Origin of the sequence: Sporolituus thermophilus DSM 23256 (assembly GCF_900102435.1) — a bacterium.
GTDB classification, from domain to species: Bacteria; Bacillota; Negativicutes; order Sporomusales; family Thermosinaceae; genus Thermosinus; species Thermosinus thermophilus.
In genome coordinates, this window is sequence record NZ_FNBU01000004.1 from 67,440 (window position 1) to 89,227 (window position 21,788).

Genomic DNA, 21,788 nt, shown 5'->3' on the forward strand with positions numbered 1-21,788 from the left:
AACGCCGGCGTATATATTTTCTGCCTTTTCGCTGATAATAAATGTAACATTGCGAAATAGACAGTATGTAAAAACGTAAGGGGAAAGAGGCGCCGCGTAGCTTGGCGATGCTGCTAAAGGGTTTTCCCAGTAGCATGGACTTATATATTTTTTATTGAGGAGGAGAGTGCCATGATTGACATTCGTGACCGCGTCCGCAACAGTGCGCTGCATGCCAAGATTGTCAGCGCCGAGGAAGCGGCCGCCATCATCAAGCCGGGCATGAATATCGGTACCAGCGGCTTTACTCCCGCCGGTTATCCGAAAGCTGTGCCCCTGGCGTTGGCGGAAAGAATGAAAAAGGAGAAATTCCAGGTTAACCTGTGGACCGGCGCTTCGGTCGGCAAGGAGTTGGATGGCGCCCTGGCCGAGGCCAATGGCATTGCCAAACGACTGCCTTATCAGACCAATGAAGCTATCCGCAAAATGATTAATAACGGCTCCATCCAGTACACCGACCTGCATCTCAGCCACGTAGCCCAAATGGCGCGCTACGGCTTTTTGGGCGGCAAGGTTGATGTAGCCATTGTCGAGGCTTGCGCCATCACCGAAGAAGGTCACATTATTCCTACTACATCACTGGGCAACTCGGCATCTTTCGTGCAGGACGCCGACATTGTCATTGTGGAAGTTAACGTTACGCAGCCCCTTGAATTGGAAGGCATGCATGACGTATATATTCCGAAAGATCCACCTAACCGCGAACCGATTCCGATCGTGAAGGCGGATGACCGGATTGGCACTCCCTACATTCCCTGCGGCGTCGATAAAATAACCTACATAGTTCCCTGCGACCTGCCGGATGCCGTTCGTCCGCTGGCGGCTATCGACGATGACGCCCGGGCCATGAGTGGTCATCTTATTGAGTTTTTGAATAATGAGATTAAGCACGGGCGGCTGCCGAAAAATCTGCTGCCGCTGCAGTCGGGCGTAGGTTCGGTTGCCAATGCCGTAATCTCCGGTCTTGTCGATTCGCCGTTTGAAAACCTTTCCGTGTATACTGAGGTCATTCAGGACGGCATGTTGGACCTTATTGACGCCGGCAAGCTTACTTTTGCTTCCGGTACATCGCTTACGCCTTCACCGGAAGGTCTCAAGCGTTTCTACACCAACATTGCCGAATACCGCAAAAAGATCCTGCTCCGTCCGCAGGAAATTTCCAATAACCCGGAAGTTGCCCGCCGGATAGGCGTCATTGCCATGAACACCGCTATCGAGTTCGACATTTTTGGTCATGTCAACTCCACCCATATCATGGGAACCAAGATGATGAACGGGATTGGCGGTTCCGGCGATTACGCCCGCAACGGCTATCTGACCTTCTTCTTCACCAGTTCGGTGGCCAAAGGCGGCGCAATCTCCTCCATCGTGCCGATGTGCTCCCATATCGACCACACCGAACACGATGTTGACGTCTTCATTACCGAACGCGGTGTTGCCGATGTGCGGGGCTTAAGCCCGAAAGAACGGGCCCGGGTCATCATCAATAACTGCGCTCACCCCGATTATCAACCCATGCTGCTTGATTACCTCGAAAGAGCGGAAAAAGCCACCGGCTTTGCCCATACTCCGCATTTGCTGGAGGAAGCTCTTTCTTGGCATATCCGGTTCATGCAAACCGGTACAATGAAAAAGTAACTGCAAAGGAGGACTTGTGAATGGCTAACGAATCTTTGAAGGCCAAACTGGAAGCGTATAATGCCAAAGTGCAAAAAGCGCTTGCCAAATTCCCAGAGCGTAAAAATCTGCCGGAACAACGCATCTATACTCCGGTCGACCTTGAGGGCTTCGATTATGAAAGAGACCTCGGGTTCCCGGGCGAGTACCCCTTCACCCGCGGCGTCCAACCCACCATGTACCGTGGCCGTTTCTGGACCATGCGCCAGTATGCCGGCTTTGCTACTGCCGAAGAGTCCAACAAACGGTACAAATTCCTTCTCGAGAATGGTCAAACCGGTTTGTCGGTAGCTTTCGACCTGCCGACCCAGATCGGTTATGACTCCGACCATCCGATGTCGGAAGGTGAAGTCGGCAAAGTAGGCGTGGCCATCGACTCGCTTGCTGACATGGAAATCCTCTTCGACGGCATTCCGCTCGACAAAGTTTCCACTTCTATGACTATCAACGCCCCGGCTTCCGTATTGCTGGCCATGTATATCGCGGTTGCGGAAAAGCAGGGTGTAACGCCGGATAAACTCAACGGCACCATCCAAAACGACATTCTGAAAGAATACGCCGCTCGCGGCACCTATATCTTCCCGCCCAAGCCCTCGATGCGGCTTATCACCAATATCTTTGAATACTGCTCCAAGCATGTGCCCAACTGGAACACCATCTCCATTTCCGGTTACCATATCCGCGAAGCCGGTTCGACTGCCGCGCAGGAAATCGCCTTCACGCTGGCCGACGGCATTGCCTACGTGGATACTGCGGTTAAAGCCGGCCTGAATGTCGACGACTTTGCCGGCCGTCTGTCCTTCTTCTTCAACGCTCACAACAACGTGCTGGAAGAAGTGGCCAAGTTCCGCGCCGCTCGCCGCATGTGGGCCAAAATCATGCGCGAGCGTTTCAAGGCGCAAAATCCGAAATCCTGGATGCTCCGCTTCCATACCCAAACTGCCGGCTCCATGCTCACCGCCCAGCAGCCTGACAACAACATCGTCCGCGTTGCCCTGCAAACGGTGGCGGCGGTACTCGGCGGCACCCAGTCGCTCCATACCAACTCCAAAGACGAAGCACTCGCTCTGCCTACCGAAGACTCGGTACGCATCGCCCTGCGCACCCAGCAGATCGTTGCTTACGAAAGCGGCTTAGCTGACGTAATCGATCCGCTGGCCGGTTCGTACTATATCGAAGCGATGACCAACAAGCTTGAAAACGAGGCTTGGGAATACATTAAGAAGATCGACGAACTGGGCGGCGCCGTGGTTGCCATCGAAAAAGGCTACATTCAGAAAGAAATTCAGGACAGCGCCTACAAATGGCAAATGGAAGTTGAAACCAAGCAACGCATTATCGTCGGTGTCAACCAGTTCCAGATTGAAGAAAAGCCGGTCGAAGGCCTGCTGCGCGTCGATGCATCCGTCGGCGAACTGCAGAAGAAGAAGCTGGCTGACCTGCGGGCCAAACGCGACAACGCCGCCGTACAAGAAAAACTGGCTGCCCTGGAAAAAGCCTGCCAGGACGAAAATGTTAACCTTATGCCTTACATTCTCGATGCCGTCAAAGTTTACGCTACTCTCGGCGAAATCTGCGGCGTAATGCGCAAAGTATTCGGTGAATACGAAGCGCATACCAACCTGTAAGCGAAGAGTTAGGAGGGACAACGATGGAAAAACGGATTAGAGTATTAGTAGCTAAGCCGGGTCTGGACGGTCATGACCGCGGCGCCAAAGTCGTAGCCCGCGCTCTCCGCGACGCCGGCTTTGAGGTAATCTATACAGGACTGCGGCAAACGCCTGAACAAATTGCCGAAGCAGCTCTGCAGGAAGACGTAAATGTCGTGGCAATGAGCCTGTTATCCGGCGCGCATAACACGCTGTTCCCGAAAGTTGTAAACCTGCTGAAAGAAAAGGGAATGAACGACGTTTTGGTAATTGGCGGCGGCGTTATTCCCGACGCCGACATTCCCGGCCTGAAAGCCGCCGGCGTTAAAGAAGTATTTACGCCTGGCACGCCCACGTCGGCCATTATCGACTTCATTAAAGCAAACGTTAAGTAACCATTGACAAATATGGTGCCAGTGCTGCTCTCCTGTGGGGGGGCAGCACTGAACCATAGGGTGGTGCATGTTATTGAAAATCGCAGAAGAAGTGCTTGCCGGCTCGCGACTCGCGCTCGCCCGGGCAATTACTGCCGTGGAGAATGAATATGACGACGCTGTTAAAATTATGCAGGAATTATACCCTCATACCGGCAAGGCTTATGTTATTGGTATCACCGGTCCTCCCGGCGCCGGCAAAAGCACGCTGACCGACAAGCTGGTCAAAGAATACCGTCGCCAGGGGAAAACAGTCGGCATTGTCGCGGTAGATCCTACCAGTCCCTTTTCCGGCGGCGCCATCCTGGGCGACCGTATCCGGATGAATGAACTGACGCTGGACGAAGGCGTCTTTATCCGCAGTATGGGTACCCGGGGCAGCTTGGGCGGCTTATCGCGCAAGACGGCCGAGGTAGTAAAAATTCTGGATGCTTCCGGTAAGGACATTATCTTTATTGAAACGGTCGGCGTCGGCCAGTCGGAAGTGGACATCGTCAAAGCGGCTGATACGACGCTGGTGGTACTAGTTCCCGGCCTCGGTGATGACATTCAGGCTATTAAAGCCGGCATCTTGGAGATTGGCGATATTTTTGCCATCAACAAGGCTGACCGCGAGGGCGTGGACCGACTGAACATTGAACTGGAAATGATGCTTGATCTTAATGCCGAAGCCGTTGATTGGCGGCCGCCTATTAAGCGCACTATCGCCAGCCAAAACAGCGGCATCAGCGAGCTGGTAGCGGCCATTGAAGAACACCGGCGCTACTTAGAGCAATCGGGCCAGCTGGTAAAACGCCGAACCGAACGGACGAAAAATGAAATTGTCGCCATGCTTGACGAACAAATCGGGCGTTATATTATGAATAAAGTTCTTACCGGCGACGAATTTGCCCGCTTGGTGGCCAGCGTACAAAGCCGCGAGCGGGATCCGTACAGTGTGGTAAGCGGCATTCTCAGCGCCGTTTTGCGCTAGGGGTAATTGGCCGCGTAAATAAAAAAGAATATTAAAACAAAAGGATTTTTTGCAAATTAGTATAATTATCCAATGTTCCCATATGTCGAATTCTGTTAAGCGAAGGAGGTTTACCCATGTTTAAAGTTCTGAAGGTTGACCACATCGGTATTGCCGTGAAAGACCTTGAGCAAGCCAAGAAGTTTTACACGGAAGTACTTGGCATGGAAGCAATGGGCGAGGAAGTAGTGGCCGAGCAAAAAGTGAAGGTCTGCTTCATTCCCTGCGGCGACAGCGAGGTCGAACTCTTAGAGTCCACTTCGCCGGACGGCCCGATTGCCAAGTTTATTGAAAAGAACGGCGAAGGCATCCAGCATATTGCGTTGCGCGTCGATAACATTGAAAACGCCTTGGCTGACCTCAAAGCCAAGGGTGTTCGCCTGATTGACGAGAAACCTCGTTATGGTGCGGGTGGCGCCAGCATCGCCTTCTTGCATCCAAAAGCCACCGGTGGTGTTTTGCTCGAATTGTCCGAGCGCAAGTAATGTGCCTGGCCGGCGCATCTAGGAGGTGTGATATGGCTACTGTTCAAGAAAAAATTCAAGACCTGAAAAAACGTCAAGAAAAGGTTAAATTAGGTGGCGGTCAAAAGAGAATAGAAAAACAGCATGCCTCCGGCAAACTGACGGCGCGGGAACGGATTGAAAAGCTACTTGATCCCGGCAGTTTTGTCGAGCTTGACCAATTTGTCCGTCATCGCTGCACCAATTTCGGCATGGAGAAAGAAGAAGCGCCCGGTGAAGGCGTCGTTACCGGCTACGGCACAATCGATGGCCGCCTTGTCTATGTATTTGCTCAGGATTTCACCGTTGTCGGCGGGTCGCTGGGCGAAATGCATGCCGCCAAGATCGTCAAGGTACAAGAACTGGCCATGAAAATGGGCGCACCGCTCATCGGTCTAAATGATTCCGGCGGCGCTCGCATCCAGGAAGCCGTTGATGCCTTGTCAGGTTACGGTAAGATCTTTTTCCGTAATACACTGGCATCAGGCGTTATTCCGCAGATTTCGGTCATCATGGGCCCGTGCGCAGGCGGTGCCGTGTATTCGCCCGCTCTTACCGACTTTATCTTTATGGTGAAAAACACCAGCCAGATGTTTATTACCGGTCCGCAGGTTATCAAGTCGGTTACGGCCGAAGAAGTTACCGCCGAAGAGTTGGGCGGCGCCATGACGCATAACAGCGTATCCGGTGTGGCGCATTTCGCGGCGGAAAACGACGAGGACTGCTTGCGGCAGATCCGCTATTTGCTGAGCTTCCTGCCCAGCAACAATTTAGAGGAACCGCCGGTTGTCGATACCGGCGACGACCCCAACCGCATGGACGAAAGCCTGAATTCGCTGCTGCCTGATAACCCGAACCAGCCTTATAACATGAAAGACGTCATTAGCCGTATTGTCGACAACGGCGAGTTCTACGAAGTTCATGCCCATTACGCACAAAATATTATTACCTGTTTTGCCCGCTTTGACGGACAAACGGTAGGCATTATTGCCAACCAGCCTTCCGTTATGGCCGGTTGCCTTGATATTAACGCCTCCGATAAGGCAGCCCGCTTCATTCGCTTCTGCGACGCCTTCAATATTCCGCTGGTCAACCTTGTCGACGTTCCCGGTTTCTTGCCCGGAACAGGCCAAGAATATGGCGGTATTATCCGTCACGGGGCGAAAATGCTCTATGCTTACTCCGAAGCTACCGTGCCGAAGGTCACCGTTATTACGCGGAAAGCCTATGGCGGCTCGTACCTGGCCATGTGTTCGCAAGACCTCGGCGCCGACCAGGTGTTGGCTTGGCCGACCGCTGAAATCGCCGTTATGGGTCCTGCCGGCGCTGCCAACATTATTTTCCGCGGTGACCCTGACGCTAAAGCCAAGACCGAAAAATATGTGGAAGAATTTGCTACCCCGTATAAAGCGGCGGAACGCGGCTTTGTCGACATGGTCATTGAACCGATGGAGACCAGACCGCGCATCATTACGGCTCTTAATATGCTAGCTACCAAGCGTGAAGCGCGCCCGGCCAAGAAACACGGCAACATTCCGCTGTAGCCGTCAAGAAGGGGGATTGCAACATGGGGTTCTTTGATTCCTTGTTCGGCGGCAAAAAGGCCGAGGCTCCGAAAAAAGAAAAGAAAAAGAAGGCTGCGCCTGCTCCCGCCGACGAGACGGCTGAACCGGCGCAGGCTTCCGGTCTGACGCCGGAAATTATTGCCGCCATCAGTGCAAGCGTGAACATGGTTCTCGCCGATGAGTCCGACCCGGCCGTAGTGGCAGCAGTAGTGGCTGCCATTGCCCACGCCCAGGGCGGCGCCAGGGCTGTTCGCTTTAAGCGCACCAGCAACATTTGGGCTGTTACCGGTCGCCAAAAAATTATGGATAGCCGGCAGTTTGTTTAAAAAACATAAGGATGGAGGAATAAGAGCATGAGAAAGTTTAAAGTAACTGTCAATGGTGTCACTTACAACGTTGAAGTACAAGAAGAAGGCGTAGCCGTTGTGGCTGCTCCCGCTGCCGCCCCCGCTCCGGCTGCTGCTCCCGCGCCCACACCCGCTCCGGCCGCTGCCCCCGCGCCGGCAGCTGCTCCTGCGCCCGCACCCGCTCCGAAAGCCGCTCCGGCTGAAGTGGCTGCCGGCGATACGCCGGTTACCGCGCCGATGCCTGGCAAAGTGACCAAGATTGTTGCCAAAGTTGGCCAGCAAGTCAAGAAGGGCGACACCATCATGATTCTCGAAGCCATGAAGATGCAGAACGAAATCGGCGCTCCTGCCGCCGGCACCGTTAAGTCCATCAACGTTACCGCCGGTCAAAGCGTGAAGCCTGGCGAAGTTATGGCGGTTATTAGCTAATTGGCGAAGTGCTTTACTGGTTTTGCGCGGCAATTGCCGCGCAAAACCAGTATAAATAGTATAAATCCAGAAATATCCGGTTGTTAGTTTCCATTACAATCTGTATTATGTATATTGCATCCATATATTTTATTTACCGTGGGAGGGTAAAACAACAATGGAAGCTCTGATTCAACAGTATCCCTGGCTGGACGAGCTGCTCATGGGTTTCCTGGGGCTTTCCTGGAAACACGCGGTCATGTGGCTCATCGGCGCGATTCTTATCTATTTGGCCGTGAAGCATGACTACGAGCCGGCGCTACTCCTGCCCATTGGTTTCGGTGCCATTCTCGCTAACATTCCCCATTCATCGGCCGTTTCGCAGATCCCTGGGGAAGAAGGTTTCCTGTATGTTCTGTATAAAGGCGGTATTGCCAACGAACTGTTCCCTGTACTTATCTTTATTGCTATCGGCGCGATGTGCGATTTTACCCCGCTGATTCGCCGTCCGTCGGTCATGTTCTTCGCCGCCGCCGCCCAGTTCGGCATTTTTGCCACCGCTGTCGGCGCCACGCTGGTCGGCTTCAAGTTTGAACATGCCGCATCTATCGGCATTATCGGCGCCGCCGACGGCCCGACCACGATTTATGTCGCCAGCCGTTTCGCCCAAGATTTGCTTGGACCCCTTTCGGTCGCCGCGTACTCCTACATGTCGCTCGTACCGGTTATTCAGCCGCCGATCGTGAAGCTTCTTACGACCGAAAACGAGCGCAAAATAAAAATGGGTTTTGTTGGGGAAGAACCTGTTTCCCAAACTGCCAAATTCCTGTTCCCCATTATGATTGTCCTTATTGCCGGCATCGTTGCACCGATTTCCGTAGCCCTTATCGGCAGCCTGATGTTTGGTAACCTCCTCAAAGAGTCCGGCGTAGTCGAAAACTTGGCCAATGCCGCGCAAAACGAGCTGGCCAATCTGGTAACCTTGCTGCTCGGTATTGTTATCGGTGGCACGATGGATGCTGACCGGTTCCTGACGATTGACGTCGCTCTGATTATGGGTCTGGGTGCTATCGCCTTCGTCTTTGATACTGCCGGCGGCGTCCTGTTTGCCAAACTGCTAAATATGTTCAGCCCGACCAAAATTAATCCGATGATTGGTGCCTGTGGAATTTCGGCCTTCCCGATGTCTGGCCGTGTTATTGCCAAAATGGCGTTGAAAGAAGATCCCACCAACTTCATTATTCAACACGCTATCGGGGTTAACGTTGCCGGACAGGTTGCGTCCGTGGTGGCCGGCGGTCTGGTATTGGCACTGATTCCCGCTTTGGCGAAGTAAGGGAGGAGAGAAGCAATGGGTGCTACCGCGAAAGCTCTTACCATGATGGCAGTTGCCCTGCCGACCATGTTTGCCGTAATTGGCGTGTTCTATCTTGCCACGAAAGCTCTCCATGCCGCATTCCCGGCGGTTGAAGACGAAGAAGAGGGCGACGAAGACGAAGAATAAGTGTAAGAATAAGAATAAGGAATAAGAAGTTGGTATAATCTGTCTAGCGATACATTAGGTGTTGCTAGACAGATTGCATAAAAACCATCTAAATTAATATGTAAACGCCAGCATCCCTGCTTTTTTGCACCAGGCAAATGTCCTGATATCGCAGTGGAAAGGCCTCTTGCTACCCAGGCAAAGCAGTCTAGTGGGAATAATAAACAGCGAGGAGGAAAAATCATGGCAATCAGCACAGCAGCCCTGGCGTCAATCATTGCGCTAGGCATCATTGTCCTCATTTCCTGTTTCAAGGAAATGAACGTCGGTATCCTCGGCATTGCCGCCGCCCTGTTGGTCGGCATTCTCTTTTCCGGCATGAAGATTGCCGCAATTTTTAAGGGTTGGCCGGTCGGCCTGTTCATGATCCTCATTGGCGTTACCTTCATGTTTGCCTGCGCCCAGGTCAACGGCACCATGGAAAAATTCAGCGCTTACGCCGTTCGTCTGGCCAAAGGCAATACCGCTTTGATCCCCATTATTCTTTTCATTCTCATTACGCTGATCACTACGATTGGTCCTGGCAATATTGCCACTACGGCACTGATGGCGCCCATGGCCATGGCCATCGCCGGCCGGATTGGCCTGTCGGCGTTTGCCATGACCCTGTTGGTTGTTGGTGCGGCTAACGGTGCTGCTTTTTCGCCGTTTGCACCGACCGGCATTATCTCCAACGGCATTATTGCCAAAATGGCGCCCCAGCTCGGTATAACCGACCTACAGGGCTTGGCCTGGAAGGTTCACTGGAATTCGGAAATTGTCCAAGGCATTGTTAACTTCGGCGGTTTCTTCCTGTTTGGCGGCTTAGCCTGGATGCGCAGACAGCGTGGCGGGGCAGCGCTGAACATTGACGAAATTGCCCCGAAACCCGAACCGTTTACCGCGAAACAATGGGCTACTTTGGCCGGTATTGCTGCCCTTATTTTCTCCGTTATCGTTCTTAAATGGGACGTTGGCGCTGTAGCCTTTGGCATTGGCGCAATCTTCATGCTCTTCGGCATTGCCGATGATGCCAAAGCCGTCAAAGCCATGCCCTGGGGCGTTATCCTCATGGTTTGCGGTATGTCGGTGCTGATCGACATCATGGATCAATCCGGTGGTCTGAAGGCGTTGGTCAGCATGATCGCTACTGTGTCCAACCCGACTACTGTTAACGGCGTTCTTGGCTTTATCACTGGTATCATTTCCGCTTACTCCAGTTCTTCCGGGGTGGTAATGCCGATGTTCCTGCCGATGGTACCTGGTCTTATTCAGCAAATCGGCGGTGGCAACCCGGTTGCAATGATTTCGTCCATCAACATCGGCTCCCATCTTGTTGATACTTCGCCGCTGTCCACGCTCGGCGCTCTCTGCATTGCCTGTGCGGCCGAACATGAAGACAAGGCCAAACTTTTCCGCAACCTCATGTTGTGGGGACTATCCATGTCGGTCGTCGGCGCGGTCGTCTGCTACATTGCGTTCGGTATTCTCGGTCTATAGTTACCTATGAGCGGGGAGAGGAAACTTCCTCCCCCGCTGCGGGTTTGGCCCACGCAAGAGGACTAGACTGGCAATTTCATTGTCCTGCAGGCATTAGCGTGTCATATATAGAGTATTATTAAATACCAAAATGATGCTCTATATTTTTTTTCGCAATAGTTGTCAGACTAGTCCCTATTTACATAATTGTGGGTATCGTGATAATATTATAAAAGGAAGGGGGGATGTGCGCGGTGACAGCCGAGTGGCGGCAGTTTTTGAGATGGTAATGCAGCCTGGTCAAACCTGTAATGGACAAAACGGCAAGTCCTCCTGTCCCGGACAAAAATTGTAAAACCGCTCTCATGTATTTTATTCTATGATGTGGAGGAGGAGAAAAAAGATATGGATATCTCGTTGGCAGCGATTATGTCAATTGTTGCGCTTGCAATTGTCGTTATTATAAGCTGTGTTAACGAAGACCTCAACGTCGGTTTCCTTGGCATCGGTTTTGCTATCCTTGTCGGCGGTCTCTGGGGCGGGACCGCGGCCGCCAAAGTTATGAGCTATTTCCCGACCAGCCTGTTTATGATCTTGGTCGGCGTTACCTTCCTCTTCGGGATGGCGCAGACCAACGGCACCATGGAAAAGCTGACCGCTTACTCGGTCCGCCTCTGTAAAGGCAACACTGCGTTAATGCCGCTGATTATTTTCATTCTTACCACTTTTGTTACCACCATTGGACCGGGCAATATCGCCGGTACCGCCCTCATGGCGCCGGTTGCCATGGCGATTGCCACCCGGATTGGCATGCCGGCTTTCCTCATGACGCTACTGGTTGTCGGCGCCGCTAACGGGGCTGCTTTCTCGCCCTTTGCGCCGACCGGCATTATTTCCAATGGCATAATTGCGAAGATGGCCCCTCAGCTGGGCCTCACCGACCTGAGCGGCCTGGCCTGGAAAATCCATTTCAACTCCGAAATCGCCCAAGGCTTTGTCAACATCGGCGGCTTTTTCCTCCTCGGCGGTTGGGCCTGGATCCGCAAACAGCGCGGTGAAAAGCTTAATATTGATGAGCTCGCACCCAAGCCTGAACCCTTCAATAAGCATCAGTGGCTTACCCTGGCCGCGGTCGGCGTGCTTATCGTCCTTGTTGTTCTGCCCGGTCTGCCGGCCTTCAAAGGCGTCTTCCCCAAAACCGTTATGAACCTCTTGTCCAACGTCGGTTCCATCGCTTTCATACTGGCCGGCATTCTCATGCTGACCGGCTCGGGTGACAGCAAGGCGGCGATTAAGGTAATGCCCTGGGGCGTTATCATGATGGTGTGCGGTGTTACCGTCCTCATCGAGGTAATGGATAAAGCCGGCGGCCTCAATGCCATGGTCAAGATGATTGGCGCTATTTCCAACCCCGTTACCGTAAATGCCTGGCTGGGTCTCATCACCGGCGTCATCTCCGCCTACTCCAGCTCGTCCGGGGTGGTAATGCCCATGTTCCTGCCGATGGTGCCCGGTCTGATCAAGGAAATCGGCGGCGGCAACCCGGTGGCGATGATTTCCTCGATCAACATCGGCGCCCACCTCGTCGATACCTCGCCACTATCCACGCTCGGCGCGCTCTGCATCGCTTGCGCCGGCGAACACGAAGACAAAGCCAAACTGTTCCGCAACCTGCTCATCTGGGGTCTGTCCATGTCGGTTGTCGGCGCCATAGTTTGCTGGGTCTTCTTCGGCATCCTCAACCTTTAATTGGTCTTGCGGCCGGAGCGGGTTTTCGCTCCGGTCTTTAAATTTTAAAATTTCCGCTAGCAGGGTTTTTTCGTTGTTTTTTCAAAATACTATATTTATCCTGGAATATCAAATGAGGAGGTAGTAGTTTTAGCGATGAAACCGTTGCAAGGAGTTGTCGTTTTAGACCTGACCCGGGTGTTGGCCGGCCCTTATGCGGCCATGATGATGGCCGATTTCGGCGCCAATGTGATTAAAATTGAGCCGCCGGGGGTTGGTGATGATTCCCGTGCGTTCGGCCCGTTTGTCGGTAAAGAGAGCGCTTATTTCATGAGCCTTAACCGCAACAAACGGTCGATGACGCTTAATTTAAAGCATTCTGAAGCCCGGGAACTTTTTAAAGAGATGGTGAAAAAGGCTGACGTTGTCTTGGAAAATTACCGGCCGGGTACTATGGAAAAGTTTGGGCTGGGATATGATGATCTTAAGAAAATCAATCCGCGCATTATTTATGCCGCCTGCTCAGGCTTTGGCCATTCCGGTCCTTACATGGATAAGCCGGCCTATGACGTCATCGTCCAGGCCATGGGCGGCATTATGAGCATTACCGGCCAAGAAAACGGCGAACCGACGCGGGTGGGAGCTTCGATTGGCGACATTACGGCCGGCCTGTTTACCATGATTGGGGTTATGATGGCCCTCTATCATCGCAGCATCACCGGTGAGGGGCAAAAAGTGGATGTCGGTATGCTGGACTGCCAGGTAGCCATCCTGGAAAACGCCATTGCCCGGTACCTTACTTCCGGCATTGTGCCTAAACCCCTTGGCAACCGTCATCCGTCGATTACGCCGTTTGAAGCCTTTACGGCGAAAGACGGGTATGTCATCGTCGGCGCCGGCAATGACCGGCTGTGGGAGAAACTGTGCAACCTCATCGGCCGTCCCGATTTGGTAGCCGACGAGCGGTTTGTTACCAATGCCAAACGGACGCAGAATGTGAAGGAGCTTAAAGTAATTCTCGATGATGTCTTCTCTGCCAAAACGGTGGACGAGTGGCTTAAAGAACTGGAAGAAGCGGGTATTCCCTGCGGGCCGATTAATACCATCGACCGGGTGATTAACGACCCACAAGTCCAGGCCCGGGAGATGATTGTCGAAACCGACCATCCCGTTGCCGGTAAAATCAAGATGGCGGGCGTACCCATCAAGATGTCCGCTACCCCTGGCGCGGTAGAGCGGCCGGCGCCGCTGTTAGGCCAGCATACCGAGGAAATATTGGCGGAAGTGCTGGGGCTGTCAGCCGAAGAAGTGGCCGCCTTGCGGGCCAAGGACGTGCTGTAACCGGCTTGTTGCACCGCTGTCCGTTATGCTGTATACTGTGATTGCAGCATAATCCAAGCAGGGGAGGCAGCAGCTATGGGCACAAATGACAGTATTATCGAGCATTCGATTATTTCCCGGAAAAACGTTATAGTGATGGGCATTGCCGCCCTGCTTTTTCTAGCCTGGGCGGCATTTACCGCTTACCGGTGGTTCTATTTGAATATTAAACAACCGTCGGAAGCCTTTTTCCTGGCGATGCTGGCATTTGCACTGTTTGAGCGGTCCAAACCGACTTATGTGTATGAGGCCGGCAAAAAGACGCTACGGATTACCAAACATGGCTTATTTGGCACCGATGTTTATGAAATTCCGTACAAGGATATCTTCGGCATCTACCAGTATAAAGCGCAGCTCATCCGGCCGGTTAAGTTCCGGCGCACATACCGACTCCACTCGGCCCTTGACAACCGGCGGGTTTGGACGGTCGCTTATACCGCGCCGGGCAAAAAAGGCAAACCGGAAAACCGGCGGGTATACTTTAAGCCAAGTGAGGCCATGCTCCGCTTTTTGCAGGAAAAGATGCCGAACAAGGTTATGGTGCCGGAAGAACAGGTCGTTGTCGATATTATTAAGAACACCGACTAGGCGTAAAGCTCCAAAGAAGATTCTTTGGGGCTTTTTTCTTTACTTTTACCAGGAATTTTCCTTTTAACAGCGAATACTTCGATGTTTGATATTTAATGAAAATTTTCTCATATTTACGGAGGTGACCCTGTGCGCGTTGTCATTGTCGGCGCAGGCAAGGTGGGCTATAGTCTCGCCCAACGCCTGTCCGAAGAAAACCACGAGGTGGTGGTAATAGAGAAAGATGAAGAACGCCGCAGTATTGTCCAAAATAACCTGGATGTAATGACAATGCTTGTATTTTTACGGCCGGAATTTTGGCGGGCCCATCGTAACTGGTAATAAACAACAAACGCAAGGTCAATTTTTTGATTGACTGAGGAGGTAATTTACATGAATGGGCAAATGGCCCTCATGGCCGTGATTGTCTTTGTTGCAACCTACGGCATTATCGTTTCGGAAAAAATTCACCGGACCAAGATTGCCCTCGTTGGCGCCCTTGTCCTGCTGCTGATTAAAATCATGCCGCAGGAAGAAGCGATCGCCAAGGTCGATTTTAATACCTTAGGCCTGCTTATCGGCATGATGATTATTGTGGCCATAGCCATGCGCACCGGCATGTTCCAGTATATGGCCGTCAAGCTCGCCAAGCGGGTGCGGGGTAATCCGGTCAGGATTATGAGCGTCTTTTTTGCCTTTACTGCCGTTACCTCGGCTTTTTTGGACAACGTGACGACCGTTTTGCTGGTAACGCCGATTATTTTCTCCATTACCGGGATTTTGAAAATCAATCCGGTGCCATTTCTCATTTCCGAGATCATGGCTTCCAATATCGGCGGCACGGCGACGCTTATCGGCGATCCTCCCAACATTATGATTGGCGGCGCCACCGGTTTGACTTTCAACGATTTTGTCATCAACCTGACGCCGGTCATTATTATCATTGGCTTTGTTACCAATTGGCTGTTCCTCTGGCTGTACCGCAAGGAGCTTGTCGTCGATCCGGCGGCCCAACAAGGAATTATGCAGCTTGATGAGGAGTCGTATCTCACGGATAAAGCGCTGCTGCGCAAAGTGCTCATCGTCCTCGCCCTGACGATCGGCGGCTTTGTTGCCCACGGGCCGCTTGGCTTTGAATCGGCTACCATTGCCATGGGGGGCGCGGCCATCCTGCTCTTAATCAGCGGGATTGAGCCGGAAGAAATCTTCCGGGACGTCGAGTGGAACACCATCTTTTTCTTTATCGGCCTCTTTATTCTGGTCGGCGGCCTGGAGGTCACCGGCGTCATCCGCATGATTGCCGAATGGGGGCTGGCAATTACCCATTCCGATGTTCTGTTGATGAATGTTTTAATCCTGTGGCTTTCGGCTATAGCCTCGGCATTTATTGACAACATTCCTTTTGTGGCGACCATGATACCACTGATTAAGGCTGTGAACCAAATCAGCGGCATAGACGTTTCCGCCATGTGGTGGGCCTTGTCGCTGGGCGCCTGCCTGGGGGGCAACGGCACCATCATCGGCGCTTCGGCCAATGTCGTGGTATCCAGTATGGCCGCTTCCCGCGGTTATCCCATGACTTTTGTCAGCTACCTGAAAATTGCCTTTCCGCTCATGCTTGTTTCCATTGTCATTTCCAATATTTACATTTATTTCGTTTACTTGCGCTAACGAAAACGGGGCAGGCCGCTGGCTTGCCCTGTTTTGTTTATTATCACTTTTGGCATTTTTCATGAAAGTGAAAAAAATAACTTGCGTTGCTGGAGGTAATTTTCCCTGTTAACCGAATATTTTTATTAGGAACAATATTTTTATTAAGATTAATATCGCCAATGAGACTATTTCGTCACGCGGCTGCATAGGAATCGAGAGGAGAGAAAAGGCAAGCGGCGTGGTAGCGGTCAACTGGTATGACCATAAGACCAGACAAGGAGGCGATAAAGTGGCAAAAGAACAGGAGGGTATCGTAATCGAGCTGGCAGGGGATATGGCCAGAGTCAAAACCAGCCGCCATAACGACTGTGAAAACTGCGGTGCCTGCCCTGGCAACGCGGCGATTGTCGTGGAAGCCCGCAATGCCGTAGGGGCACGGCCAGGACAGCGGGTAGCTCTGCAGGTTCCGGAAGTAAACATGCTAAAAGCCGCTTTTATTGTTTACGTCCTTCCGCTTTTGGCGATATTTCTTGGGGCGGCTGCCGGGAATTATTTGGCCGGAGGGCTGGGCATACCCGCCTTATGGCTGCAAATCGGCGGCGGCGGCCTTGCTTTTGGAGCGTCCCTTGCCTATATCCGGTATGTTGATCGTAGTGCCAAGTCGAATGCCAAAATGCAGCCTATCATTACGCGCATTTTGTCTAACTAAAAAGGGGTGAAAGTATGGCAAAAAGCTTTCGTGGGGGTGTACATCCCAACGATCGGAAAGGGTATACGGCTGCCAAACCCGTTGAGGTTGCGCCAGTACCGCAGAAAGTCATTATTCCTACCCGCCAGCATATTGGTGCGCCGTGTGCGCCAATTGTGAAGGTAGGTGATCTGGTCAAAAAAGGCCAGGTCATTGCCGACGCGCAGGCCTTTGTTGCCAGTCCGGTACATGCGTCCACATCCGGCAAGGTAGTGGAAATCGGCGAATATCCGCACCCTGTGTTCGGCACGTGTCAGGCCATTGTCATTGAAGCCGACGGTCTGGACGAGTGGGCCGACGGGCTGCCGCTCAGTCGTGACTGGCGTAGTCTGGACAGCGGCGCGATCCGCGATATTATTCGCCAAGCCGGGATTGTCGGCATGGGGGGCGCGACCTTCCCGACCCATGTAAAAATGGCGCCGCCCAAGGAAAAACCGGTCGATACATTTATTTTAAACGGCGCCGAATGCGAGCCCTATTTAACCGCCGACCACCGCGTCATGCTGGAAGCGGCCGACCGCGTAGTTACAGGCATGCAAATCGCCATGAAGGTGCTGGGCGTAACAAGGGGGCTTATTGGCATCGAGGAAAATAAGCCCGATGCTATTGACGGCATGCGTAAAGCCTGTGAGGGGACAGGCATCGAAGTAGTACCGCTCAAAACCAAATACCCGCAAGGAGCGGAAAAAACCCTTATAAAAGTGCTGACTGACCGGGAAGTTCCCTCCGGTGGACTGCCCATGGACGTGGGGGTCGTCGTGCAGAACGTCGGCACGGTCGTAGCCATTGCCGACGCTGTCGAAAAGGGCATTCCCCTGATTGAACGGGTCACGACTGTCACCGGCGGGGCGGTAGCGGAGCCGAAAAACTTGCTGCTCCGGATAGGTACAACCTTCCGGCAGGCCATTGAACTATGCGGCGGCTATAAAGAGCAGGCCGTAAAGGTGATCATGGGCGGCCCCATGATGGGATTGGCCCAACGCACGCTCGACGTGCCGGTTATCAAGGGAACTTCCGGTATTTTGGCTCTGGCGGCCGGCGATGTAAATCATGGCCCCGAACGGCCTTGTATCCGCTGTGGCCGCTGCGTCGAGGCCTGTCCGATGGGACTGGTGCCCAGCATGCTGAGTGTGCTTGGCGAGCGGGGGTTGTACGTCGTGGCTAAAGACGAGCATGACCTGCTGGATTGCGTCGAGTGCGGCTCCTGTGTTTACGTTTGCCCGGCCAAGCGCAATATTGTGCATTACATTAAACTGGCCAAAGCACAGAACGCGGCAGCGGCCGCGAAGAAATAGGGGAGGTCGGCGGTATGAGCGTACAAGCGAAAATTGAAACAGGCACGCTTACAGTGTCGGCATCGCCCCATATCCGGTGCGATGAGTCGATTGCCAAGATTATGTGGACGGTCAACGCGGCCCTGGCGCCGGCGGCGCTATTTTCCGTTTATCATTTTGGTTTGCCGGCGCTAACGACCATGGTGATCTGTATTGTCGCGGCGGTAGGTACGGAATATTTGATCCAGAAATGGCAGGGGAAAGAGGTAACGGTCAGCGACGGCAGCGCTTTTCTGACCGGGCTTTTGCTCGCCATGAACGTACCCGCTACTTTGCCATGGTATATGCCGCTTTTAGGCTCGATTGTCGCGATTGCGATCGCCAAACATACCATGGGCGGCCTTGGCTACAATATTTTTAACCCCGCCCTTATCGGTCGGGCTTTTATGCTGGCGTCCTGGCCGGTAGCCATGACAACCTGGCCGACGATGCCGAGCAAAGTGGACGGCGTGACATCGGCAACACCGCTTGGCATCCTGAAACTGCAGGGCTATGAAAAGCTGGTGCAGGTGTTCGGCGATCGTCCGGAATTGTACAAAGCGCTCTTTTTGGGGTTCCGCAGCGGCAGCATGGGCGAGACGTCGGCGCTGCTCATACTGCTTGGCGGTTTGTATCTTATTTACCGCGGCTACATTAATTGGCAGGTTCCGGCGGCCATGATCGGCACAGTCGCCGTCCTGACCTGGGCGTTTGGCGGCTCGGCCGGCCTGTTTACCGGCGATCCGCTGGTGCATATGATTTCCGGCGGTTTGATGCTCGGCGCCTTCTTTATGGCTACCGATATGGTCACAATTCCTATTACCATTAAAGGGCAAATTATATTTGCCGTTGGTGCGGGGGTTTTAACGGTGCTTATCCGTCTGCTTGGCGGTTATCCCGAAGGCGTTTGCTATGCCATTTTGTTGATGAACTCGGTGACGCCGCTCATCGACCGGTTGATAAAACCGGTAAAGTATGGGGCAAGGAGGTAAGCGCGCATGTCACACGGCCATGAGCAGCAAAGCAGCAGTATTTTTAAAGTAGGCATAAATCTTGCCATCGCCTGCTTTCTTTCCGGGGCGGTTATTGCCAGCACTTACGCCATGACGGCGCCGATCGCCGCCCAGGAGCGCATTAATCAGAAAAACAAGGCCATGAAAGAACTCGTCGCCGACGCCCAGGAATTTAAGCCTGTTGACGGTAAAACGGATTGGTACGCGGCCTTGAAAGACGGCAAAATCGTGGCTTATGTGGTGCCGGCGGAAAGCAAGGGCTATGGCGGCGCCATCAAGATGGTGACGGCCATCAGCCCCGACGGCAAAGTAATCGACTACAAAATATTGGCTCACAATGAAACCCCCGGCCTGGGCGACAAGGCGGCCGAGCCCAAATTCCGCAAGCAGTTCGCCGGCAAAGCCGCCCAAGATCTGGAAGTGGTGAAAACACCGACGGACAAAAATATTCAGGCCCTGACAGGCGCTACCATCACTTCCCGGGCCGTTACCAAAGGCATCCGGGAAGCGGCGGAACAAGTGGCGGCTTACGCGGCAAGCCAGAAGAAGTGAGGTGTGGGTCGTGAGTTTGTGGCAAATTTTTTATAAAGGTCTTTTTGAACAGAACCCGATTTTCCGGCTGGCCTTGAGTTTGTGCCCGGCCCTGGCAGTAACCTCCACTGCGACCAATGCCTTAGGGATGGGTCTTTCGGTGCTATTTGTCATTACGGCAAATAATGTTGTCGTATCAATTTTCCGGCATTGGGTCAACCCGAAAGTGCGCGTACCGGTGTTTATTACTTCGATTGCTACCATTGTTACCGTAGTACAGTTAACCCTTGAAGCCTTCTTCCCGACGTTGTACAAAGAATTGAGCATCTACCTGGCGCTGATCGTCGTGTTTGCCATTATTTTGGCGCGGGCCGAAGTATTTGCCGCCAAGAACACCGTCGTTCCATCGTTCTTTGATGGCCTGGGTATGGGCGTTGGCTTTGCCGGGGCGATGGTGCTGATTGGCATAATCCGCGAATTGTTTGGCGCCGGTACGGTCTTCGGCATACCTGTTTTCGGCGCCGGGTATGACCCGGTTCTGATTATGGTCTTGCCACCCGGCGGTTTTATCTTGATCGGTTTGTTAATCGGCACTTTCAATTTAATTGGCGAATATCAGGATAAAGCAAAAGCCGCCAAGGCGAAGCAGGTGAAACTGCAGCCGGAACTGGCAGCCATGGCGACGCAAAGGAGTGAAGCCTGATGGCAGAGTACTTTACCTTATTCATGGGCGCCGTTATCGTCAATAACTTTGTGCTTACCCGGTTTTTGGGCCTGTGCATCTTCTTTGGTGTGTCGAAAAACCTTAATGCTTCCATCGGCATGGGGATGGCCGTTACCTCGGTTATGACGCTGAGCTCCATTCTGGCGTGGGTTGTCTATAACTATGTGCTCCATCCCTTTGGCCTTACCTTTTTAACCACGGTAGTCTTCGTCGTTTTGATCGCCAGCTTCGTGCAACTATTAGAAATGATTATTAAAAAACACGCGCCCACGCTGTATAACATGTGGGGCATTTACCTGGTGCTGATTGCCACCAACTGTATCGTCTTAGGCGTACCGCTCTTGAATGCCGAGTCGGGGTATAACTTCACCAAGAGCGTCATCCATGCAATCGGTTCCGGGGCGGGGTTCGCACTGGCCATTATTCTTATGGCCAGTCTCCGGGAAAAGCTGCAGTATGCCGATGTGCCCAAGCCGCTACAGGGGCTTGGCATTGCCTTTATCCTGGCTGGGATGCTGGCATTGTCGTTCTTCGGCTTCTCGGGCATGATCCCGCTATAATGCCTTAATTAGAAGCGGAGGGAAAATAAGATGAGCACATCCATACTGATTTTGCTTGTGTTAACGTCGCTCGGCCTGGTGTTTGGGTTTATCCTGGCTTTTGCCAACAAAAAATTTGCCATTGAGGTCAACCCGCTTATTCACTTAGTAGAAGATGTCTTGCCGAAAGGACAGTGCGGCGCCTGTGGCTTCGCCGGCTGTCAGGCCTATGCCGAGGCGGTGGTGCTGCGACCCGACGTGCCGCCCAATCTCTGCATCCCCGGCAAAGAAGCGGTGGCCAAAGCGGTTGCCGAACTCACCGGCAAAGTTGCGGAAGCCGTTGAGCCGCGCATCGCCCAGGTTAAATGCGCCGGCGTGGCGGGAAAAGCGATCAAGGACTATGAGTATCAAGGCGTACAGGACTGCGTTGCCGCAAGCCTTTTGGCCGGCGGCTTCAAAGCTTGCAAATACGGTTGTCTGGGGCTTGGCACGTGCGCCAAAAATTGTCCGTTTAACGCTATCACCATGAGCCCGGACGGGCTGCCGGTCATTGACCCTGATAAATGTACCGGCTGTGGCAAATGTGAAACAGTATGTCCGAAACAGGTTATTACGATGATGCCGCTGGGGGCGCGCGTGCGGGTGAACTGCAACTCCAAAGACAAGGGGGCGGTGGCCCGCAAGGCCTGCAGCGTGGCCTGCATTGCCTGCACGCTGTGCATGCGGGAGTGTCCCCACGGGGCGATTAAAATGGAGAATAACCTGGCCACCGTCGACGCCCACATTTGTAAAGAGCGGTGCACTGACGCCAAGTGTCTGGCTAAATGTCCGACGAAGGCCATCCGGCCGGCCGTGCTGGGGGTCGTCCCCGGCAGCGAGAGCCAGGCCAGCGTCGAAGCGGTCTGCGCTTCTTGTATAAAACCGCCGAGCGTAGCCGGATAATGTCTACCGCGCCGG

At 53.1% G+C, this 21,788-nt stretch carries 23 protein-coding genes; all 23 read left to right on the forward strand.

What is annotated here, in order from left to right; translation table 11 throughout:
* Nucleotides 1-171: 171 nt before the first annotated feature.
* The 23 genes from scpC (at nt 172) to rnfB (ending at nt 21,773) form a co-directional block, all read left to right on the forward strand.
* Nucleotides 172-1,677 (forward strand): succinyl-CoA:acetate CoA-transferase ScpC, encoded by a 1,506-nt coding sequence (gene scpC, locus BLQ99_RS03810; RefSeq protein ID WP_093688297.1) that lies wholly within the window; start codon nt 172-174, stop codon nt 1,675-1,677.
* Between the two features lie 20 nt (nt 1,678-1,697).
* Nucleotides 1,698-3,344, forward strand: coding sequence for an acyl-CoA mutase large subunit family protein (locus tag BLQ99_RS03815; RefSeq protein WP_093688299.1), 1,647 nt, complete (start codon nt 1,698-1,700; stop codon nt 3,342-3,344).
* Nucleotides 3,345-3,367: 23 nt separating this feature from the next.
* Nucleotides 3,368-3,760, forward strand: a complete 393-nt coding sequence (locus tag BLQ99_RS03820) for a cobalamin B12-binding domain-containing protein (protein WP_093688301.1) — start codon at nt 3,368-3,370, stop codon at nt 3,758-3,760.
* A gap of 73 nt (nt 3,761-3,833) precedes the next feature.
* Entirely contained in the window at nt 3,834-4,772 is a 939-nt protein-coding gene (gene meaB, locus BLQ99_RS03825; RefSeq protein ID WP_093688303.1) for a methylmalonyl Co-A mutase-associated GTPase MeaB, read from the forward strand.
* 116 nt (nt 4,773-4,888) lie between these two features.
* A complete protein-coding gene (gene mce, locus BLQ99_RS03830; RefSeq protein WP_007288793.1) occupies nt 4,889-5,296 on the forward strand; it encodes a methylmalonyl-CoA epimerase in 408 nt (135 codons plus the stop codon).
* A gap of 32 nt (nt 5,297-5,328) precedes the next feature.
* Nucleotides 5,329-6,858 carry a methylmalonyl-CoA decarboxylase subunit alpha gene (gene mmdA / locus BLQ99_RS03835; protein WP_093688305.1) on the forward strand — a complete coding sequence of 510 codons (1,530 nt, stop codon included), beginning with the start codon at nt 5,329-5,331 and terminating at the stop codon, nt 6,856-6,858.
* A gap of 23 nt (nt 6,859-6,881) precedes the next feature.
* The gene (locus BLQ99_RS03840; protein ID WP_093688307.1) at nt 6,882-7,205 is read left to right on the forward strand and encodes a hypothetical protein; all 324 of its coding nucleotides are present in this window, start codon (nt 6,882-6,884) and stop codon (nt 7,203-7,205) included.
* 27 nt (nt 7,206-7,232) lie between these two features.
* Nucleotides 7,233-7,655: a biotin/lipoyl-containing protein gene (locus tag BLQ99_RS03845; protein WP_093688309.1), complete on the forward strand. Its 423-nt coding sequence runs from the start codon at nt 7,233-7,235 to the stop codon at nt 7,653-7,655.
* Nucleotides 7,656-7,812: 157 nt separating this feature from the next.
* Nucleotides 7,813-8,970 (forward strand): sodium ion-translocating decarboxylase subunit beta, encoded by a 1,158-nt coding sequence (locus tag BLQ99_RS03850; RefSeq protein ID WP_093688311.1) that lies wholly within the window; start codon nt 7,813-7,815, stop codon nt 8,968-8,970.
* 15 nt (nt 8,971-8,985) lie between these two features.
* Nucleotides 8,986-9,138 (forward strand): hypothetical protein, encoded by a 153-nt coding sequence (locus BLQ99_RS14885; protein WP_171904588.1) that lies wholly within the window; start codon nt 8,986-8,988, stop codon nt 9,136-9,138.
* A 222-nt stretch (nt 9,139-9,360) separates the two neighbouring features.
* Entirely contained in the window at nt 9,361-10,656 is a 1,296-nt protein-coding gene (locus tag BLQ99_RS03855; protein ID WP_093688313.1) for an SLC13 family permease, read from the forward strand.
* Nucleotides 10,657-11,040: 384 nt separating this feature from the next.
* Nucleotides 11,041-12,384: an SLC13 family permease gene (locus BLQ99_RS03860; protein WP_093688315.1), complete on the forward strand. Its 1,344-nt coding sequence runs from the start codon at nt 11,041-11,043 to the stop codon at nt 12,382-12,384.
* 135 nt (nt 12,385-12,519) lie between these two features.
* Nucleotides 12,520-13,704 carry a CaiB/BaiF CoA transferase family protein gene (locus BLQ99_RS03865; protein ID WP_093688317.1) on the forward strand — a complete coding sequence of 395 codons (1,185 nt, stop codon included), beginning with the start codon at nt 12,520-12,522 and terminating at the stop codon, nt 13,702-13,704.
* 75 nt (nt 13,705-13,779) lie between these two features.
* Nucleotides 13,780-14,331 carry a hypothetical protein gene (locus BLQ99_RS03870; protein WP_093688319.1) on the forward strand — a complete coding sequence of 184 codons (552 nt, stop codon included), beginning with the start codon at nt 13,780-13,782 and terminating at the stop codon, nt 14,329-14,331.
* A 129-nt stretch (nt 14,332-14,460) separates the two neighbouring features.
* Entirely contained in the window at nt 14,461-14,652 is a 192-nt protein-coding gene (locus BLQ99_RS03875) for an NAD-binding protein (protein WP_245690240.1), read from the forward strand.
* Between the two features lie 51 nt (nt 14,653-14,703).
* A complete protein-coding gene (locus BLQ99_RS03880; RefSeq protein WP_093688321.1) occupies nt 14,704-15,981 on the forward strand; it encodes an ArsB/NhaD family transporter in 1,278 nt (425 codons plus the stop codon).
* 271 nt (nt 15,982-16,252) lie between these two features.
* Nucleotides 16,253-16,672 (forward strand): SoxR reducing system RseC family protein, encoded by a 420-nt coding sequence (locus BLQ99_RS03885; RefSeq protein WP_093688323.1) that lies wholly within the window; start codon nt 16,253-16,255, stop codon nt 16,670-16,672.
* A 14-nt stretch (nt 16,673-16,686) separates the two neighbouring features.
* Nucleotides 16,687-18,006 (forward strand): electron transport complex subunit RsxC, encoded by a 1,320-nt coding sequence (gene rsxC, locus BLQ99_RS03890; RefSeq protein WP_093688325.1) that lies wholly within the window; start codon nt 16,687-16,689, stop codon nt 18,004-18,006.
* Between the two features lie 14 nt (nt 18,007-18,020).
* On the forward strand, nt 18,021-19,016 hold the full coding sequence (locus BLQ99_RS03895) for an RnfABCDGE type electron transport complex subunit D (protein WP_093688327.1): 996 nt from the start codon (nt 18,021-18,023) through the stop codon (nt 19,014-19,016).
* 6 nt (nt 19,017-19,022) lie between these two features.
* Nucleotides 19,023-19,589 carry an RnfABCDGE type electron transport complex subunit G gene (locus tag BLQ99_RS03900; protein WP_093688329.1) on the forward strand — a complete coding sequence of 189 codons (567 nt, stop codon included), beginning with the start codon at nt 19,023-19,025 and terminating at the stop codon, nt 19,587-19,589.
* A 10-nt stretch (nt 19,590-19,599) separates the two neighbouring features.
* Nucleotides 19,600-20,271, forward strand: coding sequence for an electron transport complex subunit RsxE (rsxE, locus tag BLQ99_RS03905; RefSeq protein ID WP_171904589.1), 672 nt, complete (start codon nt 19,600-19,602; stop codon nt 20,269-20,271).
* Complete coding sequence (locus BLQ99_RS03910) at nt 20,271-20,852, forward strand: electron transport complex protein RnfA (RefSeq protein ID WP_007288775.1); 582 nt, start codon at nt 20,271-20,273, stop codon at nt 20,850-20,852. The genes rsxE and BLQ99_RS03910 overlap by 1 nt, the downstream gene beginning before the upstream one ends.
* Before the next feature lie 30 nt (nt 20,853-20,882).
* Nucleotides 20,883-21,773: an RnfABCDGE type electron transport complex subunit B gene (gene rnfB / locus BLQ99_RS03915; protein ID WP_093688333.1), complete on the forward strand. Its 891-nt coding sequence runs from the start codon at nt 20,883-20,885 to the stop codon at nt 21,771-21,773.
* Nucleotides 21,774-21,788: the final 15 nt, after the last annotated feature.

Coding starts and splice junctions, on each gene's coding strand:
- BLQ99_RS03815 (WP_093688299.1), top strand. CDS start 1,698: ATGGCTAACGAATCTTTGAAGGCCAAACTGGAAGCGTATAATGCCAAA.
- rnfB (WP_093688333.1), top strand. CDS start 20,883: ATGAGCACATCCATACTGATTTTGCTTGTGTTAACGTCGCTCGGCCTG.
- BLQ99_RS03845 (WP_093688309.1), top strand. CDS start 7,233: ATGAGAAAGTTTAAAGTAACTGTCAATGGTGTCACTTACAACGTTGAA.
- BLQ99_RS03855 (WP_093688313.1), top strand. CDS start 9,361: ATGGCAATCAGCACAGCAGCCCTGGCGTCAATCATTGCGCTAGGCATC.
- BLQ99_RS03840 (WP_093688307.1), top strand. CDS start 6,882: ATGGGGTTCTTTGATTCCTTGTTCGGCGGCAAAAAGGCCGAGGCTCCG.
- BLQ99_RS03850 (WP_093688311.1), top strand. CDS start 7,813: ATGGAAGCTCTGATTCAACAGTATCCCTGGCTGGACGAGCTGCTCATG.
- scpC (WP_093688297.1), top strand. CDS start 172: ATGATTGACATTCGTGACCGCGTCCGCAACAGTGCGCTGCATGCCAAG.
- BLQ99_RS03865 (WP_093688317.1), top strand. CDS start 12,520: ATGAAACCGTTGCAAGGAGTTGTCGTTTTAGACCTGACCCGGGTGTTG.
- BLQ99_RS03870 (WP_093688319.1), top strand. CDS start 13,780: ATGGGCACAAATGACAGTATTATCGAGCATTCGATTATTTCCCGGAAA.
- BLQ99_RS14885 (WP_171904588.1), top strand. CDS start 8,986: ATGGGTGCTACCGCGAAAGCTCTTACCATGATGGCAGTTGCCCTGCCG.
- BLQ99_RS03860 (WP_093688315.1), top strand. CDS start 11,041: ATGGATATCTCGTTGGCAGCGATTATGTCAATTGTTGCGCTTGCAATT.
- rsxC (WP_093688325.1), top strand. CDS start 16,687: ATGGCAAAAAGCTTTCGTGGGGGTGTACATCCCAACGATCGGAAAGGG.
- BLQ99_RS03895 (WP_093688327.1), top strand. CDS start 18,021: ATGAGCGTACAAGCGAAAATTGAAACAGGCACGCTTACAGTGTCGGCA.
- BLQ99_RS03880 (WP_093688321.1), top strand. CDS start 14,704: ATGAATGGGCAAATGGCCCTCATGGCCGTGATTGTCTTTGTTGCAACC.
- mce (WP_007288793.1), top strand. CDS start 4,889: ATGTTTAAAGTTCTGAAGGTTGACCACATCGGTATTGCCGTGAAAGAC.
- BLQ99_RS03910 (WP_007288775.1), top strand. CDS start 20,271: ATGGCAGAGTACTTTACCTTATTCATGGGCGCCGTTATCGTCAATAAC.
- mmdA (WP_093688305.1), top strand. CDS start 5,329: ATGGCTACTGTTCAAGAAAAAATTCAAGACCTGAAAAAACGTCAAGAA.
- BLQ99_RS03820 (WP_093688301.1), top strand. CDS start 3,368: ATGGAAAAACGGATTAGAGTATTAGTAGCTAAGCCGGGTCTGGACGGT.
- BLQ99_RS03900 (WP_093688329.1), top strand. CDS start 19,023: ATGTCACACGGCCATGAGCAGCAAAGCAGCAGTATTTTTAAAGTAGGC.